Consider the following 17156-nt stretch of genomic DNA (forward strand, 5'->3'; position numbering starts at 1 on the left):
TTAAACTATAACACAGGGCCTGACTCTTTTACCACTACATTCTTATCTCCTAGCATATCTTTTAAACGGGCGATACAATCTTCATGACCAGATACATAATAATCATTCGGCAAGAGCTTTGTTTGATTCAAACGCTCATAATACAAATAGACAGGGGTTTCTCCTTGATCTTTCCTTAATACTTTTTTCACATCATGCAATAATTGTGAATCTTCTACTTCGTTACTAATACGAATAAAAAGTTTTTTTGTTCTTTTATTCAAATGCTTAATTTCCTTAATGTCATGTACAATGAATTGTAAGTGGGCATTTCTTTCTTCTACTTTTCCTTCTAGAAGTAATAAGCTTCCTTTAGTAATTGTCACTTTTTTATAGGTTGCAGGAAAAACAACAGCCTCTACATCCATCGTTTCATCACTAATCGTTAGAAACGCCATCACTTCTCCTTTTCTCGTTCGAATCGTTTTCATTTCTTGAATGTAAGCTCCCACCGTCACCTTCCTCGATTGATACTGTTTTAAATCTGCCAGCTTTACAGTATGAAAATTTTTCAAAATTGTGTTATAACTTTCGATTGGATGACTTGATAAGTATAGTCCTAACACTTCTTTTTCAAACTTTAACTTTTCATCAATGGGCATAGCGTCTAATTCGATATATTTGGGCTTTAAAAAATCATTGAATGAAAAGTCTACTTGATGATCAGATTGATTACTCTTTAATAATTCAGCATGATCAATCGCTACATCTAGAGTAGCTAATAGTGAGCTGCGATTTTTGCCGAACTCATCCATAGAACCTGAAACAATAAGCGCTTCTATGACTCTTCTATTGACAATTTTCAGCGGAAGTCTTGAACAAAAATCAAATAGATCAGCAAATGGCTTAGAAAATCGTTCTTGTACTATTGCTTTAATCGCCTGTATACCTACATTTTTGATTGACATTAAACTAAAACGAATACCATTGTTATCAACAGTAAAAGAAAAGTCACTCCGATTCACAGAAGGAGGGAGAATTTGTAAACCTAACTGATTAGCTTCCCTTATATATTGCTTTATTTTCACATCATTTCCATTCACACTTGATAATAAAGAAGTCATAAAATATAGCGGATAGTTTGCCTTTAAATAAGCAAGCTGGTAACCAATCATACTGTAAGCCACTGCATGGCTTCGATTAAATCCATAGTTTGCGAACTTAACAATCAGGTCATACACTTCATTGGCCGTTCGTTTATCGTACCCCTTTTTTATGCTTCCACCTACAAAATGCTTTCTCTCGTCATCTAACACTGATTTATTCTTTTTACTTACCGCTCGTCTCAATAGATCAGCTTCACCTAAAGAAAACCCAGCCATTTGGGAAGCAATTTGAATGATTTGCTCTTGATAAACAATAACTCCATACGTATTTTTTAATATTTTTTCTAATGTTGGATGTGTGTAATGAATCGGTTTTGTTCCATTCTTTCTTTCAATAAAAACCGGGATATGATCCATAGGTCCTGGACGATAAAGTGCGTTGACACTAGCTATATCCTCTAGCGACTGCGGCTTTAGTCTTTTTAGAACATTTCTCATTCCTTCTGACTCCAATTGAAAAACGCCACTTGTTTCTCCTTTAGAAAGAAGGTCATATGTTGTTTTTTTATCTTGATAATTAATTTCTGATACACTAAGCTTTTTTCCTGTTTTTCGTTTGATTATTTTCAGAATATTTTCAATTAACGTTAAGTTTCTCAATCCTAGAAAATCCATTTTAATTAAACCTATCTCTTCAAGATAATCCATTGAGTATTGTGTCAAGTATCCTCCATCATGCCCTGTTTGAATAGGGACCACATTGGTTAAAGGTTGATCGCTCAAGACCACCCCAGCAGCATGTGTTGAAGAATGACGAGGTAATCCTTCAATTTTAAGAGCAATTCGATAAATATCCTCTAATAACTTAGACTCTTTTAGTATTTTTTTTAAGGACTTCGATTCTTGATAGGCCTCCTTTAACGTCATTGTATTTCCATGAGGAAGATGGTTAATCAATTGGTTGATTTGTGAGGCTGTTGCTCCGAACACTCTAGCCACATCCCTAATCGCCTGCTCTAGCTGCAAACGTTCCGAACGTAATGATTTGTGCAACGTGTTGCTTTCCATATCGATTCGTAACGTATTGGATCATTTCTCCTCTTCTCGTATCTGGAAAGTCAATATCGATATCAGGAAAAGTGATTCTTTCAGGATTTAAAAATCGCTCAAAAATTAAATTATTTTTAATTGGGTCAACATCGGTAATAAAAAGCACATACGCAACAAGTGAACCTGCAGCCAGAGCCCCTTCCAGGACCAGTCATAATCCCTTTTTGATGAGCATACTTCATAAAGTCCCACACAATTAGAAAATAATCACTAAAATTCATTTTTTCAATAACCGTTAGTTCGTACGCTAATCTCTCTTGATATTTGAGCTCATATAGCCCTCTTTTCATTAACCCTTGACGACATACTTCCTTAAGATATTGATAAGAATCGACCCCTTCAGGTGAAGGGAATGAAGGAAGCTTTGTTTTACCTAACTCAATTTCTACATTACATTTTTCCGCAATCGATAACGTATTTTTCAAGGCAATGGGTAATTTTTCAAAAAGTATTGTCATTTCATCCGGTGTTTTTAAATAATACTCACTATTGCTCAATTCATGTTGATCTACCTGAATTCCACTTCCCACAGCTTTTAAACAACGATAAGCAAATTCATCTTCCCTTTTTAAATAGCAAACATCATTCAAAGCAACAAACGGAATAGAAAGGTGGTTAGATAATGTAAGCATTTTACTATTAAGTGTCTCTTCTTTCGGATCAAAGTGATTTTGAACAGAAAAAAAGAAGCATTGATCATCGAATAATCTTTTTATCGTTTCGGCTGCTTCTGTTGCTCTTTCACTTTTATTTTGTAAGAAAAGCTGCTCAACCCACCCTTTTCTTCCTGGAGAAATAGCGATTAAATCTTGACCGTACTTCTTAATTAAATCAATTGGAATCCCTTCTCCGTATTTTGTTTGTAACATACTACTTAAAATCAATAGATTTCGATAGCCTCGGTATCCTTTTGCTAAAAGAATTATTTCAGATTGAATTTGCTCTACAATATAGGTAACGGTTAATCCAATAATAGGCTTAATCCCTTTTTCTATACACTTTTTATAAAAAGCAATGATTCCGTACATTGTATGGTAGTCAGTAACCGCAACCGCTGAATAGCCATCCTTTTTTGCCGTTTCAACGAGATCATCTATTTTTACCGTACTATTTAAGAGACTATATGTACTTTTCACTTGCAGATGAACAAACGACAATCTAACCCCCACCTTTTTAACTCTTTTATTCATATTATAGTATCTACCTTTAAATGATGACAAATTTCAACGTTCACACGAAGGAATCTTCTAAAATTACTTCTTATTTTCAACACTCGTCCATAAATTATATAAAGAAGAATATAGAGAGTCTTTTAATTACTACCCGTGAGTTTTTTAGAGTATAAGGAGGATACAAATTAATGGAAAATGAAGCGTTTATCCCTTTCTTTATTCATAGTTTTTTTATTGCTTTAGGTGTTATTTTAGGAGGAGCATTGATAGGTGGAATAGGAGCATACTTGACTGGCGATCCTCCATTATCCTTTATGTTCCGTTTTGCAAACCGACTAAAGATATGGGCTTTAGTTGCTGCGATAGGCGGTACTTTTGATGCGTTTTCTAATTTTGAAAGAGGACTTTTTCAAGGAGCCTCTAAGGATTTATTCAAGCAATTTCTAGTGATTGTTTCAGCCATGGGAGGAGCACAAACAGGCTGGATGATTATAGCATGGTTAACACAGGAGGAATAAAATGAGAGTTCCTTCACTATATAAAAAACGATCTTGGCACAGCGCTTTTTTGTTGGGGTTGTGATTGGAACCATAATTAGTTGGTGGTTTTTTGTATACAGTTACGGTATATACCAAGAAGAATACTTAAATACGATTTCAGAACTACAAAACGACAAAGAAGGTTTGGAGAACAAAATAAAAGTCTTACAAGATGATTACAATGTATTAAATAAAAAAAATCAACAACAACTTTCTATTCAAGATATCACTATTTCTATCCAAAATGCAGATCAATACAAACTCCGTGAATACTCGAAACAAGAAATCATTGCGGATTTAAAAGAGGACTTATCCTCCCTTATCGCAAAAGATATCAAAAGTGTAAGTAAAACTCAATTTTTGATTAAAAAAACAATCGAAAACAAAATTTACAATATTGATAATAAAAAATATAAGCTGGAATTAAAAGTTCTTGTTATTGATACAACCTTAGTCGTTGATGTGGAACTGCTGTTTTCAAAATAAGAAAATATCCATACAATGTTAATTTTGAACATTTCTTTAATTTTTTAAATTTTTGTATCATTTACACCTACATTTAGATAAAATATGATTATAAGAGTAACAATATGTAGTGAAGGAGTGATTTCTATGTATGTACTTAGTCGAAACCAGATGGCAAAAGAAAAAGTAGAACGGATTAGAAGTGGGTTATCAGCTTATGCAGAGTCAGAGGAGCTTTCTCAAAAAATAAAACGAGAACTCGAATTACAAAACATTTCAGTACATGAAGATATAACTGAGTTCGGTTACTGGTTTATTCCTGTGCAAGAAAACCAACATCATATACTCTAATCCTTTCACACCTTCCTCAACCATTACAATTTAATTCCTAATCAATTCCTTTAAAAGCCCTCGGTTGTTATTCTCGAGGGCTTTTAGCATTTAGGAACCACTACATATTTTGTCCAGTTCAGCAACTACGTGATCAGCTTCCCCCCATTTTTTTATAGTGGCTCCAGAAGCCATTGGATGCCCCCCACCATTATAACGTTTTGCTAATTCATTAATAACAGGCCCCTTAGAACGAAGTCGAACTCTGATTTGATTTTCCTCTTCTACAAAAAAGATCCACGCTTTTATACCTTCAATATGACCAAGAGTTCCGACAAGTTGAGAGGTTTCTTGGACAGAAACTCCGTATCTTTCTAATGTTTCTTTCGTTAATTTGACAAAGGCTGCTCCAGATGGCAATTGTTCAAACGTTTGCAAAACGACCCCACTTAATTTTGCCACTGCTGGCTTTATTTTATATAATCCTTGGTATAATTCTGCTAATGATATCTCCCATTTTAATAGATCACTCGCATATTGAAATGTTTTTGGTGAGGTAGAAGGGAATAAAAATCTTCCTGTGTCACCAACTATACCGAGATAAATAAGTTCAGCTGCTGTATTATTCATTTTCAACCCTTTAGTTTTTCCAAATAAGTAAAACTCATATATCATTTCACTCACACTACTTGCGGATGAATCAACCCATTCTATGCTTGCATATGGATCTTCATTTGGGTGATGATCAATTTTAATTAATTGATTCCCTTGATTATAGCGTTGATCTGATATTCTTTCTTTATTAGCTGTGTCACAGACGATGACTAAAGAGCCCTCATATGTTGAATCTTCAATGACTTCCATTGAAGCCATAAAAGTTAAAGAAGGATCTTCCTCTCCAACAACAAATACATTTTTATCAGGAAAAGATTCTCTTAAAATCTCTGCCAATCCACATTGAGAACCATACGCATCTGGATCAGGTCTTACATGTCTATGAATAATAATGGTATTATGTTTTTGGATTTCTTCCAATATTTTTTGCTTCAATTTCCCTTTCCTACCTTTCTGTTCTAAATAAAGATTAAATGGGTGATAAGATGAGTAGTTTTTTTTTATAAAAACATATAAAATAAACCATATGTAATTCAAACAGTTGGAGGTAATAACTTTGCATATCTTTGTGATACTGATTATATTTGCTCTTATGTTTTACTTATATTATAAAGTTAAGTTCTTCAGGTCTTCAAAAGAAATGGAACGACAATGGCTTTCAGCTAAATCAAGTATCGCACTAGGAGCATTCGTTTTCTTCTTTGGAGTCAATCAATTTTTTCTTTTCAGATCTTCTCTATCCATTATAATTGGAGCAATATTTGTGGTCATTGGTCTTGGAAGTGTTTGGGCTGGCTTTAAAGCTTATCGCTTTTATTTACCTTTAGCCATCAAAGAAAATAGCGAAACGACAAAATAAGAAAAGCGCAAGCGCCCATAATAGTTTCTCCACCTTTTTGTTAAGGTGGAGTTATTCTTTAACGGTCGATAAGTTGCACCATCATCATAGCTTTTCCTACAATTACTGTCTCTAAATAAACCTCTACTTCTACTTTACCAAACTTTCTACCGACTTCTAAAATACTGGGACGTATATGAAGTATGCTCTCCATTTGAACAGGTTTTAAAAAATAAATGGTCATGCTTTCAACAACCAAATCACCTTTTTTCTTCGAACGTAAATAACGATTGGTTGCTTCTGTCATCAATGTAGCAAACACACCATAAGATACAGTTCCAAGATGGTTGGTCATTTGCGGAGTCACTGTACAACGATAAACATCTTTTTCATTGTCTTCATCAACACTTACAATGTGACTAGTGACCGTATCGTCTAGTTTTTCTCCTATTTGTGGTTGTCTATTGATTGATTGCAGAGCCCTTAATACGTCTTGACGACTAATGATACCAATCATTTTATTATTTTCTCCCACAACAGGTAATACTTCTATCCCTTCCCAAACCATTATTTGTGCAGCAGAAGCTACTGATGTCTTTCCTATAATCGTAATGGGGTTTTTCGTCATCACTTTATCAATCAACGTATGCTGATCCTGCCCCATTGCATCCTTTGATGTAATAATGCCGATTACTTTTAATTGTTCATCTACTACTGGAAACCTGCCATGACCGGTTCTTTTATTTACCTCAAACCATTTTTCAACAGAATCTCTAGCAGACAAATAAATGGTTTTCTCAATAGGAGTTAAAATATCTTCAACTTGGACGATTTCCTTTTTTATTAATTGGTCGTAAATAGCTCTATTTATCATGGTTGCCACAGTAAAAGTATCATAACTTGTTGAAATGATTGGAAGCTCTTGTTCATCTGCTAACTTAACCACTTCATCATCTGTATCAAATCCTCCAGTAATGAGTACTGCTGCACCAGCTTTTAAAGCTGACTGTTGGGCATTCGTTCTATTTCCAACAATTAGAAGGTTATTAGCTCCTGTATATTTCATCATTGCCTCGAGTTTCATCGCACCAATGACGAATTTATTCAACGTTTTATGTAAACCTGTTCGTCCACCAAGTACTTGGCCATCCACAATATTTACTACTTCTGCATAAGAAAGTTTTTCTATGTTTTCTTTTTTCTTTTTTTCAATTCGAATTGTTCCAACACGTTCGATCGTAGAGACATACCCTTTATTCTCCGCTTCTTTAATTGCCCGGTAAGCTGTTCCTTCACTTACATTCATTTCTTTGGCAATCGAACGTACAGATATTTTCTCACCAACTTCTAATCCATCTATATACTGCAATATTTGTTCATGTTTTGTAGCCAATCGAACTCATCCTCTTTTTCAACATGACATATGATATATATTATTATATAAGTGAAAACATGGATAAAGCAATAGAGTAGGATAACCTCTTTCGAGGTTATCCCCTCGTCAAACATTACTTCAGAATGCAAAAAGCAAACACACTAGTTCCCCTTAAACCTCCAATCTGATATCACGGCTTTTCTGCAGGAACCTTTTCAAAATTATATTCGAACAAAATAAACAATCGCTCTATCTTTTAAAGTGTAACTGTTTTGACATCCTATTGACTTTATAAAAGATTATCATTATAACTATGACTATGACTTATTTAGGAGTGAAACTATGAAATGGAAAAATATATATAGAGGTTTTTTAATGGGAACGAGTGATATTATACCAGGGGTAAGCGCTGGAACTATTGCCGTTTTACTTGGTATTTATAATAGCTTACTTGCAGCAATCAACGGTTTTTTCTCAAAAGAATGGAAAAAACACCTAGGATTTCTCATTCCATTAGGGGTAGGCGTTATATCTGCTATTCTGCTGTTAAGTCACTTACTCGAGAGTTTATTAGAAAATTATCAAGAACCTACTCACCTCTTTTTTCTAGGATTAATTTTAGGAATTCTTCCATTTTTAGTATTTCAAGCAGATGTTAAAAACAATTTTACAAGTAGACATTACATTCTTCTTATTGTTGCTGCAATTGCTATCGCATCTATGGTCTTTTTAGATCAAAATACATCTCAATGGCAAGTTATCGGCATGAAAGAAATAGTCCTATTATTTTTATCTGGTTGGGTAGCTAGTATGGCGATGCTTCTTCCGGGAATTAGTGGCTCTTTTATACTCTTAATATTTGGCGTTTATGCCACCGTCCTTGGAGGAGTTAATGACCTTAATCTCATTATTTTAATTCCTGTTGCTCTAGGCGTGATGCTTGGGTTTATTTCAATGAGTAAATTATTAAACTATTTAATGTCTGCTCATACGAGTATTATGTACGCACTCATTATTGGTATGGTAACTGGCTCACTTGCTGTAGTATATAAAGGATTTTCAAGTAATATTTTATTGTGCCTCCTTACCTTTACCTTAGGGTTTATCATCGCTATTTTACTAGGAAACTTAGAATATAAAAAATAGAGTCTCATTTGAAATGAGACTCTATTTTTCTTATACTTTAATACATTCGCCTACTTCTAGTACAATCCCCTCACCTGGAGTTACCTGTTCAGCAAATGCATACGGGTCTTGTTCTATGACTGGGAACGTATTGTAGTGGATAGGAACGACCTTCTTTACATTTAACCAGCTTGCTGCTAGTAAAGCGTCTTCAGGTCCCATTGTAAAGTTATCTCCAATCGGTAGGAACGCAAGGTCAATTTGATTCCTTTCTCCAATAAGCTTCATATCTGAAAATAGTCCTGTATCCCCTGCATGAAAGATCGTTTTCTCATCAATGGTAAGCAATATACCAGCAGGCATTCCTGTATATACAATCTGTTGATTATCTTCGTCTATAAAGCTAGATCCATGAAAAGCTTGAGTGAATTTGACTAATCCAAAATCAAATTCATGCTTACCACCTATGTGCATCGGGTGGGTTTGACAACCTTTAAACCCTAAAAAAGTCGCCAATTCGAAAGGAGCTACTACTAACGCATCATTTTGTTTAGCTAACTGAACTGTATCCCCTACATGATCATTATGACCATGAGATAATATAATAACATCAACTTTTAAATTGTTAGCATCAAGATCTGTAAGACTGTTTCCTGTAATAAAAGGATCAATAATAATTTTCTTTCCTTTTGTTTCAATTAGGACAATTGAATGTCCATGATAAGAAACCTTCATTTTATTTTCCTCCTATTAATTAACTATATAACACTTGAGATAATCACCTGAAACGATGAATGACATTTTCCGCACCTGTTGCTTCAATAATGGACCCTGTAATTAAATCTGATTGTTCATGAATTAGAAAACCAATTAATCGAGCAATATCCTCCCCTGTTCCTGATCTTCCAATAGGTTTATCATCACGCCTGTTTCTCGCTTCATCAATCGTCGATTCTTTCATTCTACCCGCAATATTTCCTGGACAAACCATATTTACTGTAATGCCATTTTCAGCCTCTTCAATTGCTAGCGTCTTAGTTAAAGAGGCAAGACCCGCTTTGGCTGCACTAAAGGCAGAACGATAAAGCCAACCAGATGCGTGCTCTGCCCCTTGAAATCCATAATTGATGATTCGACCAAAATGTTGTTCCCTCATAATAGGCACTACCTGTTTTACAAAATGAAAAACAGAACTCAAATTCCCCTCAATCATTGAATACCATTCAACATCTTCATAATCAACTAATTTTTTTCTCTCAAAAATATAAGGACCAGCGTTATTAATTAAGGTATCAATTCGTCCAAATTTTTTATATGATGACTGTACAATTTTGATGATATCCTCTTTGTTCGTTACATCGCCCTGGACAATATGAATATTGTCTTTTTTTTGTTTATAGTCACCAATTAGTTCTTCCACTGCATGGAAATCACTTCTATAATTGACCGTAACACAATAATTTTTTTCTAAAAGGTGTTCTGTTACTTTCCGTCCCAGTCCTTTGGACCCTGCCGTTATGAGGGCATGTCTCACTTTTATATCCCCCTAGAAGAGTTTTTATTTAATTTTTTATGTACCTAAAACAAACATACATGATCTACTTCACTATTTTCAAACCAAACACTCAGAACCATTATTATGTATATTCAAGGACTCTTTGTAAAAATCCTTTTGAGGAGGATAGAAATATCCCTATAATATTTAAGAAGAATAGGCCACCTAAACATTAAAACCCTTCGCTAATGAAGGGTTTTAATGAGTCATTCTATTTCTTCGTCATATTTTTCATAATTATTTTCTTTTTCATATGCTTGTTCAGCTACTCCACTCTCATAAGCATTTGTTACTTGATTCGTTGTTTCCGCTATACCACTTTGTTCATACTCATACTTTTTCTTCTCTTTTGCCATTTGTTCATCCACTCCTTAAGTAATCTAATGTTACGTCATTACTATGTGATAAAACATATAATTTATACATAGAGGAGAACCTTGTTTGTTGAAAGTTATATTCTTCATTTGAAAAACAAATAAGCGTGATAAAATATAATTAATTAACTTATATGCAAAGGGGATCTTCATGAAAGGCTTTATTTATAATCAACGCTTAGAGATTGAAATTCCAGACCATAAACTTCTTGAAAGAATCGATAGTGAAGCGTCCTTATTAAGATGGGAACAAATAAGAGGAGCAATACCAGATAAAATCAAACAATTCGAACAAGCAATTAATCAAAAGCAGGAGCAATTAAATGTGGAGGCTGATTTCCTTCATTCTTGCCAATTGAATGATGATATTGCCGAATTGGCATCGATTATTAATGACTTATGGATTTGGTATCGATTTGAGATTGTTAAGAAAAGCGCAAGTGCCCGTTTAGCCACGAATGATGAGGAACGTTGACGCTAGCACATCGTGTTCGTCGGAGTTGCTGGGCAATGGAGCTAGACAAGAAATAAAACCGCAAGCTAAATAAGTACCTATTTTTATACTTTCTTACTCTGTAAAAAAGCTTGATTTTATCTAAAGATAAAATCAAGCTTTTAAATTAATTACATTGCTAGTCTTACCGCATCACGAGCAATCATCACTTCTTCATTTGTTGGGATGACAATTACTTTCACAGGAGAGTGCGGATAGCTTAAAAACGCTTCTTCTCCTCTTACTTTATTTAAAGCTGGATCCCAATAAACACCCATAAATTCGAGACCTCTTAACACTCTCTCCCTTACTTCCGTACTGTTCTCACCAATTCCAGCAGTGAAAATAATCGCATCAACGCCGCTCATACGTGCAGCATATGAACCAATATATTTATGGATACGACTCGCAAATACTTGAAGAGCTAATTCTGCTCGTTCATTTCCTTCTTCTGCTGCTCCTTCAATATCACGTAAGTCAGAAGACATTTCCGTAATTCCTAATAGACCACTTTTCTTATTTAAAACATCAAGAACTTCTTCAGCCGTTTTGTTCGTTTTCTCCATAATGAACGGAAGTAGCGCTGGATCTATATTTCCTGATCTCGTCCCCATTGCCACACCAGCCAACGGTGTGAAGCCCATTGAAGTATCAATTGATTTTCCTCCTTCAATTGCTGCAATAGAAGCCCCGTTTCCTAAATGACAAGAAATTAAACGTAATTGTTCAATTGGACGCCCTAAAAGCTCAGACGCTCGTTCAGAAACATATTTATGACTTGTCCCATGAAAACCATATTTACGAATTCCATAATCCCTATAGTACTCATATGGTAGACTGTAAAGATATGATTGTTCGGGCATCGACTGATGAAAGGCTGTATCGAAAACAGCAATGGCTGGTGCATGTGGAAGTACTTCCTTAAAGGCTTTTATGCCAATAATATTTGCCGGATTATGAAGTGGCGCTAATTCAGATAATGCTTCAATTTCAGATAATATTTCATCTGTAATAAGTACAGAATCAGAAAACTTCTCTCCTCCATGTACAACACGATGACCAACAGCATCGATCTCTTGTAAAGATTGAATGATACCAAAATTCGTCAAACGTTCAACAAGCATTTGAACAGCAACTGCATGGTTTGGAATATCCGTAACTTCTGTTTTCTTCTCTCCATCTACAGTAATCGTAAAAATAGATTCATTTAACCCAATTCTTTCAACAATTCCTTTTGTAATAACATGTTCCGAAGGCATTTCAAATAACTGAAATTTAAAAGATGAGCTTCCCGCATTTACTGCTAATACTTTTTTCATTAATTCCGCTCCTTCATTTTCATTCAATCTATATGATTTAGGTCTTTTCTCATAAAAATATTTATACTAACAAAGTTTATTTCGAAGTATGTGATTATTTTCACTCGACTTTATCATTTAATCATTGGATCACTGATGATTTCAAGAAGAAATAAAATTGGAATCGGTTACATCTAAAATTTATTAAATTCTGACTAGTTTTAAGAGTGAAAAAGGGGATTTCCTTTCCCCTTTAAAAGCATTAAATAATTTTATTTTCTTTAATCCATTGATCAATTTTTCCAAGTACAGACTCTACTTTAGATGGGTCAGAAAAGCTAGGCATGTTGACCAACATCGCCTGCTTAGGAGCTTTCGTTTCATCTCCTTTCTTTTGTAAAATAAAGATACTCTTTGCATATTTCTCTGACTTAAAAACATTTAATGGCAATTGGATGACACCTTGTACAATTGCATGTTTTTGTAAAAATGTTTTTAACTTATGCGCCTCAGGAGAATCAAATAACTGATTAGGAATGATAAAAAAACCGTATCCATCTGTCTTGAGATAGCTCAAGCTTTGTTCAATTAATAAGTGGTGAGCATAAGAATGCCCTTGCTCACTTTTCAATTCAAAGGTTGCCGCATTTTCGTCATTTGGGTAGTAGCCGACTGGTAAATCAGCAACAACAAGATCAACAGGTTCAATATAAAAAGGCATTAAGCTGTCTTGTAAAAAGAGCTCCAAATGATGTGCTTGCGCATTCCCATTTAACATTGAAATTTTCAACAATACTTCATCAATGTCGATACCATAAGAGGTTTTAACGTCTAGCTGATTTAATACAGCTGTCAATAAGTTCCCACTTCCTACAACTGGGTCTAACACTGTGACATTTTTATTATTTTCTAACACTTGAACAAATTTATGAACAAGATACCCCATAAAAATACTAATTGCATCTGGAGTCATCTGATGATTAGGTTGTGTTCCCTCTTTTTGTCCTTTTAATATCACTAATTGAACAGATTTCCTTATCTCTTCTTTACTATAGTCATCAAAATGAATAGGATTAATTAGTTCAAGCAACTCTTTAAAGTGACTTTCTTGCTCATTTTCTCCTTTTAAAACATCGGCTAGTATGGTCAAAGCTTCAATATAAGATATATCGTTCTTCTTACAAATCCACTCTGCCCCTTTATTCAATTTACTATATAGATCTTCAACCTTTGATTGCTTCATCTTAATTCCTCCTGCGTTAATCATCTATCATTTCATTTCATAAAAATGGTAGTCTTCATTTGGCAACAACGAAAAAACTGACCCAACCATAATTGAGTCAGCAGTACTTTTATAACCTTAAGACTAAAGACTATGCATTTTTAGCTACTTCAATGGCAGCTTCATAATCCGGGTGATCCGTTGCTTCTTTAACATATTCTACATACACAATTTTATCATTTGCATCTATAACAAATACCGCACGTGCAAGTAAACGAAGCTCTTTGATTAAAACCCCATAAGCTTCACCAAAAGAAGCATCTCGATGGTCTGATAACGTTTGTACATGTTCAATTCCGTTCGCACCACACCAACGTCTTTGTGCAAATGGTAAATCCATACTTATCGTTAAAACTTCAACACCGTTTAAAGATGCAGATTCTTCGTTAAATCTTCTTGTTTGAGCATCACAAACGCCAGTGTCAATAGAAGGAACGACAGATAATATGCGAACAGAACCTTTACTATCCTCTAAAGTCACCTCGGAAAGATCATTAGCTAAAACATGAAAATTAGGTGCTAAATCTCCGGCACTTACTTCTTCTCCAATTAAAGTAACAGGATTCCCTTTAAATGTTATGCTTGCCATAGTCTCATCTCCCTTTATTTGATTTGGTTTTATGTATCATCTATTGCTACTATACATTGCCAAATCTATTTTTGTAAAGAATCTAGAGCAAACTATATATCTAAATCTTCCTTTTGGTTATTTGACTGATTTGAATGTTGCTGTGATTGATGCTGCTCTTTTTTCTCATTTTGTCCATTCTTCTCCTTATTAAATAAAGATTGAATCTTCTCAATTGTGACAGGAGCCAAATCCATGATTTTTTCATATAAATGAGTATTTTCATCCAAATGCAAAATCTTCACTCCTTGAGAGCTGACAATTAAAAAAAGCAATTGGGGTAATGGAAACACCTCCCCCACTTCCTCCGCCAAATGGGTGCTTTTGTTCTGAGCTTTGTGAACTGCTAGACTTTATATTTTTTCCATTAAATTCACTTCCACCTGCCGCAAACCCAAAACCTACTTTTGACACAGTTAATATTACACTACCATCTGGTGTTTCGACCGGATCGCCTATGATTGTATTCACATCAATCATTTCCTGAATATTTTCCATTGCCGTTTTCATCAAACCTTGAATCGGATGTTCACTCATTTCATTTCCTCCTTGATCAAATTTTAGTAAACCTTATGTAGGGACCTATTATCTTAAATGAATACTTTTACATTTCTTGCGCCTTAGAATTTGTTTTCCGAATCGTTTTTATTCCACCACGTAAATTTATCAACAAACGGAAAGCTGCTAACATAGCATAACCGATTCGAAAACGAATCATACATGTAAAGGAAGTTTTTGAAAGAGGGATGTGAAAATTAGGTTCAACTGACACGATTGGCTGAGCAACCAATCTAAAATGGTAACTGATAATCGAAACAATGTTCATTTTAATGGTCCAAGCCGTCCCAATTAGAAATCCTGTTGTAGCAGCATCTTTCATTCCTAGAATGCTAAACCACTCAAAACGTTTAATTTTCACTCGTTGCAAAAATCTTTTTATGATTAAATTTAGCCCTCTAACTCTTTCAGTGAATTCTTTAAACTCTTTAAGACTATCTAACACTTCTTCCGGGGTAATTTTGTCTGTCTTTTCATCTTTTTGTCCTTTTTTTGCAGACTTTTCTTCTTTAACAATGACATCTGTAGAATCAGGTTCCATTTTAATAAAAGGAACCTCATATTTATATTTTAATAAGCCAAACCAAGCTCGAAATCTAATTACGAGCTGGTCTTCATCCTGTTCATGTAAATAAGTAATGATAATGGAGACGTTGGTAATGATGAATAAAAATAAGAGGAAAAAGATAAGAGCAAGCACAATTCCTACCCAGAACACGTAAAGTAACCTCTCTTTCATAGAAACAGCCTTATCCACAGTATAGGTATCAATAAATTTCCTATACATTGACAAAAAAATAAACCTACAATAATGTAGGCTTATTATCTTTCATGAATGACGGTCGTATCAGAAAATATATCATGTAATCCTTGTTTTTTAGGTGTGAAGGCAACCACAATATACAAAATCCAAATAGTGTAAACGAAATAACGAGATATCCATTCTCTAAAAATAATCGTTGACCATGAAAGCGATTCTTCATTGATATGAACTACTTTAAGGCCGAATAACATCTTTCCAATGGTAGCGCTAAAAAATTTCGTCATCAAGACAAAATAACCGAAAATAATCACAGCACTTAAAAAAGTTGATAATGAAAGAAACTCTTCGCTTCTCTCTAATGGTGAAAGCTTATAAAGCGGGTTTAAAAGAATTCCATTTATACTCGAAATCACAATAAGGTCAACTAAATAAGCCCAAAACCTCATCCAAAACCCCGCATATTGCCGAGGAGAAGATTCTGACTTGACCACAAGTTTTTCTGATTCAAACTGATCCATTGTCGTGTCCATATAATCGCCTCCTATTCAGTATATAAGTACATGAGACGTGAAGTATTTGGGTTAGTTGCCATTTTATACATTGAAATTAGTTCAAATTCGCCAGAGAAGATTTTCGTTGCACTCATCTTGAATAAAGAGTTCAATCCCATACTTGATTCGTATTCAACCACTTTCGCATTTTTTAAGTCTAAATCTTCTTTCATAGTGATTAAGGCGTCATCAAAAAAACCTAGTTCATCGACAAGATTAAGTTCTTTCGCTTGACTTCCACTGTAAATTCTTCCATCTGCAATTTTTTTCACTTCGTCTTCTGTCATATTTCGACCATTTGCAATGACATCCACAAATCCTTCATATGATTCATCTACTAACTCTTGAAGAATTTTTCGTTCATCTTCTGTCATTTCTCTAGATGAAGACATAATATCTTTATACTTTCCACTCTTGATTGTTTCAAACTTAACTCCAAGTTCATTTGCAAATTCACTAAAGTTAATGCTCTGCATAATAACACCTAAAGATCCTGTTAAGGTTTCTGGAGCGGCAACAATTTTAGTTGCTGGAGCTGAAATATAATATCCACCTGATGCGGCTAATGAGCCCATAGATACATAGACTGCCTTATTGTATTCTTCTTTTATTTCAACAATCTTTTCATGGATTTCTGCACTTTCCATTACGCCACCACCAGGAGAATTGACTCGAAGCAGAATCCCTTTAACATTGTCATCTTCTGCTGCTTCATCAAGCATAGCGAGAAATTCCCGATGATGATACCCTTCTGCAAATAAAGCATCTTCTCCAGTATCTTGAATGACACCATCTACATTTAATACGACAATCTTTTTAGTTGTCATACCAGTACCTTCTTCAATCACAGTTTCAGAAAACCCTTCACCAAATTCATTTAAAAAGGTGGATAGGTTGTCTTCCGGTTGTTCTCTTTCTGGTATGAAACTTGTGAATAGCGAAAAAATAAATAAAAAACTCGCTATCCCTAGCGCTCCCCAGCGTTTACCATTCATATCTT

At 34.5% G+C, this 17156-nt stretch carries 17 protein-coding genes and 2 pseudogenes; 6 read left to right on the forward strand and 13 right to left on the reverse strand.

Annotated features, from left to right (window positions below; translation table 11 throughout):
- Positions 1–5: 5 nt before the first annotated feature.
- A pseudogene (gene dnaE / locus LC087_RS08885) lies at positions 6–3352 on the reverse strand (DNA polymerase III subunit alpha).
- Positions 3353–3555: 203 nt separating this feature from the next.
- Between dnaE and LC087_RS08890 the strand changes: the two are divergent.
- From LC087_RS08890 to LC087_RS08900, 3 genes are all read left to right on the forward strand, one after another.
- Positions 3556–3885, forward strand: a complete 330-nt coding sequence (locus tag LC087_RS08890) for a sporulation membrane protein YtrH (RefSeq protein WP_226539187.1) — start codon at positions 3556–3558, stop codon at positions 3883–3885.
- A 33-nt stretch (positions 3886–3918) separates the two neighbouring features.
- Positions 3919–4392 (forward strand): sporulation membrane protein YtrI, encoded by a 474-nt coding sequence (ytrI, locus tag LC087_RS08895; protein WP_371932671.1) that lies wholly within the window; start codon positions 3919–3921, stop codon positions 4390–4392.
- A 126-nt stretch (positions 4393–4518) separates the two neighbouring features.
- Positions 4519–4722, forward strand: coding sequence for a YtzJ family protein (locus tag LC087_RS08900; RefSeq protein WP_226539185.1), 204 nt, complete (start codon positions 4519–4521; stop codon positions 4720–4722).
- A gap of 90 nt (positions 4723–4812) precedes the next feature.
- Here the strand turns inward: LC087_RS08900 and LC087_RS08905 are convergent, their stop codons facing one another.
- On the reverse strand, positions 4813–5751 hold the full coding sequence (locus LC087_RS08905; RefSeq protein ID WP_226539184.1) for a DHH family phosphoesterase: 939 nt from the start codon (positions 5749–5751) through the stop codon (positions 4813–4815).
- A gap of 121 nt (positions 5752–5872) precedes the next feature.
- Between LC087_RS08905 and LC087_RS08910 the strand changes: the two genes are divergently transcribed.
- Entirely contained in the window at positions 5873–6175 is a 303-nt protein-coding gene (locus LC087_RS08910; RefSeq protein ID WP_226539183.1) for a YtpI family protein, read from the forward strand.
- A 58-nt stretch (positions 6176–6233) separates the two neighbouring features.
- On the opposite strand, the gene LC087_RS08915 is transcribed toward LC087_RS08910, so the two are convergent.
- Positions 6234–7547 carry a DRTGG domain-containing protein gene (locus LC087_RS08915; protein WP_226539182.1) on the reverse strand — a complete coding sequence of 438 codons (1314 nt, stop codon included), beginning with the start codon at positions 7545–7547 and terminating at the stop codon, positions 6234–6236.
- Between the two features lie 324 nt (positions 7548–7871).
- Here LC087_RS08915 and LC087_RS08920 point away from each other — a divergent pair, with 324 nt between their 5' ends.
- A complete protein-coding gene (locus LC087_RS08920; protein WP_226539181.1) occupies positions 7872–8675 on the forward strand; it encodes a DUF368 domain-containing protein in 804 nt (267 codons plus the stop codon).
- 30 nt (positions 8676–8705) lie between these two features.
- Here LC087_RS08920 and LC087_RS08925 read toward each other — a convergent pair whose 3' ends face one another.
- The 3 genes from LC087_RS08925 to LC087_RS08935 all read right to left on the reverse strand — a co-directional run bounded on the left by LC087_RS08925 (position 8706) and on the right by LC087_RS08935 (position 10565).
- Positions 8706–9389 (reverse strand): metal-dependent hydrolase, encoded by a 684-nt coding sequence (locus LC087_RS08925; protein WP_226539180.1) that lies wholly within the window; start codon positions 9387–9389, stop codon positions 8706–8708.
- Between the two features lie 43 nt (positions 9390–9432).
- Positions 9433–10188 carry an SDR family oxidoreductase gene (locus LC087_RS08930; RefSeq protein ID WP_226539179.1) on the reverse strand — a complete coding sequence of 252 codons (756 nt, stop codon included), beginning with the start codon at positions 10186–10188 and terminating at the stop codon, positions 9433–9435.
- Between the two features lie 227 nt (positions 10189–10415).
- The gene (locus tag LC087_RS08935; protein WP_226539178.1) at positions 10416–10565 is read right to left on the reverse strand and encodes a hypothetical protein; all 150 of its coding nucleotides are present in this window, start codon (positions 10563–10565) and stop codon (positions 10416–10418) included.
- 169 nt (positions 10566–10734) lie between these two features.
- Between LC087_RS08935 and LC087_RS08940 the strand changes: the two genes are divergently transcribed.
- Positions 10735–11058: a hypothetical protein gene (locus LC087_RS08940; protein WP_226539177.1), complete on the forward strand. Its 324-nt coding sequence runs from the start codon at positions 10735–10737 to the stop codon at positions 11056–11058.
- Between the two features lie 149 nt (positions 11059–11207).
- Here LC087_RS08940 and LC087_RS08945 read toward each other — a convergent pair whose 3' ends face one another.
- The 7 genes and pseudogenes from LC087_RS08945 to sppA all read right to left on the reverse strand — a co-directional run bounded on the left by LC087_RS08945 (position 11208) and on the right by sppA (position 17151).
- Positions 11208–12395: an acetate kinase gene (locus LC087_RS08945; RefSeq protein WP_226539176.1), complete on the reverse strand. Its 1188-nt coding sequence runs from the start codon at positions 12393–12395 to the stop codon at positions 11208–11210.
- A gap of 241 nt (positions 12396–12636) precedes the next feature.
- Positions 12637–13617, reverse strand: coding sequence for a class I SAM-dependent methyltransferase (locus tag LC087_RS08950; protein ID WP_226539175.1), 981 nt, complete (start codon positions 13615–13617; stop codon positions 12637–12639).
- Positions 13618–13747: 130 nt separating this feature from the next.
- Positions 13748–14245: a thiol peroxidase gene (tpx, locus tag LC087_RS08955; RefSeq protein WP_226539174.1), complete on the reverse strand. Its 498-nt coding sequence runs from the start codon at positions 14243–14245 to the stop codon at positions 13748–13750.
- Between the two features lie 92 nt (positions 14246–14337).
- A pseudogene (gene ytfJ, locus LC087_RS08960) lies at positions 14338–14821 on the reverse strand (GerW family sporulation protein).
- 67 nt (positions 14822–14888) lie between these two features.
- On the reverse strand, positions 14889–15629 hold the full coding sequence (locus LC087_RS08965; protein ID WP_306020793.1) for a DUF2953 domain-containing protein: 741 nt from the start codon (positions 15627–15629) through the stop codon (positions 14889–14891).
- A gap of 35 nt (positions 15630–15664) precedes the next feature.
- Positions 15665–16135, reverse strand: a complete 471-nt coding sequence (locus LC087_RS08970; protein ID WP_226539171.1) for an RDD family protein — start codon at positions 16133–16135, stop codon at positions 15665–15667.
- An 11-nt stretch (positions 16136–16146) separates the two neighbouring features.
- Positions 16147–17151 (reverse strand): signal peptide peptidase SppA, encoded by a 1005-nt coding sequence (gene sppA, locus LC087_RS08975; RefSeq protein ID WP_226539170.1) that lies wholly within the window; start codon positions 17149–17151, stop codon positions 16147–16149.
- Between the last annotated feature and the right edge of the window lie 5 nt (positions 17152–17156).

Source organism: Bacillus carboniphilus, from assembly GCF_020524035.2.
GTDB lineage: Bacteria > Bacillota > Bacilli > Bacillales > JAIVKR01 > Bacillus_CC.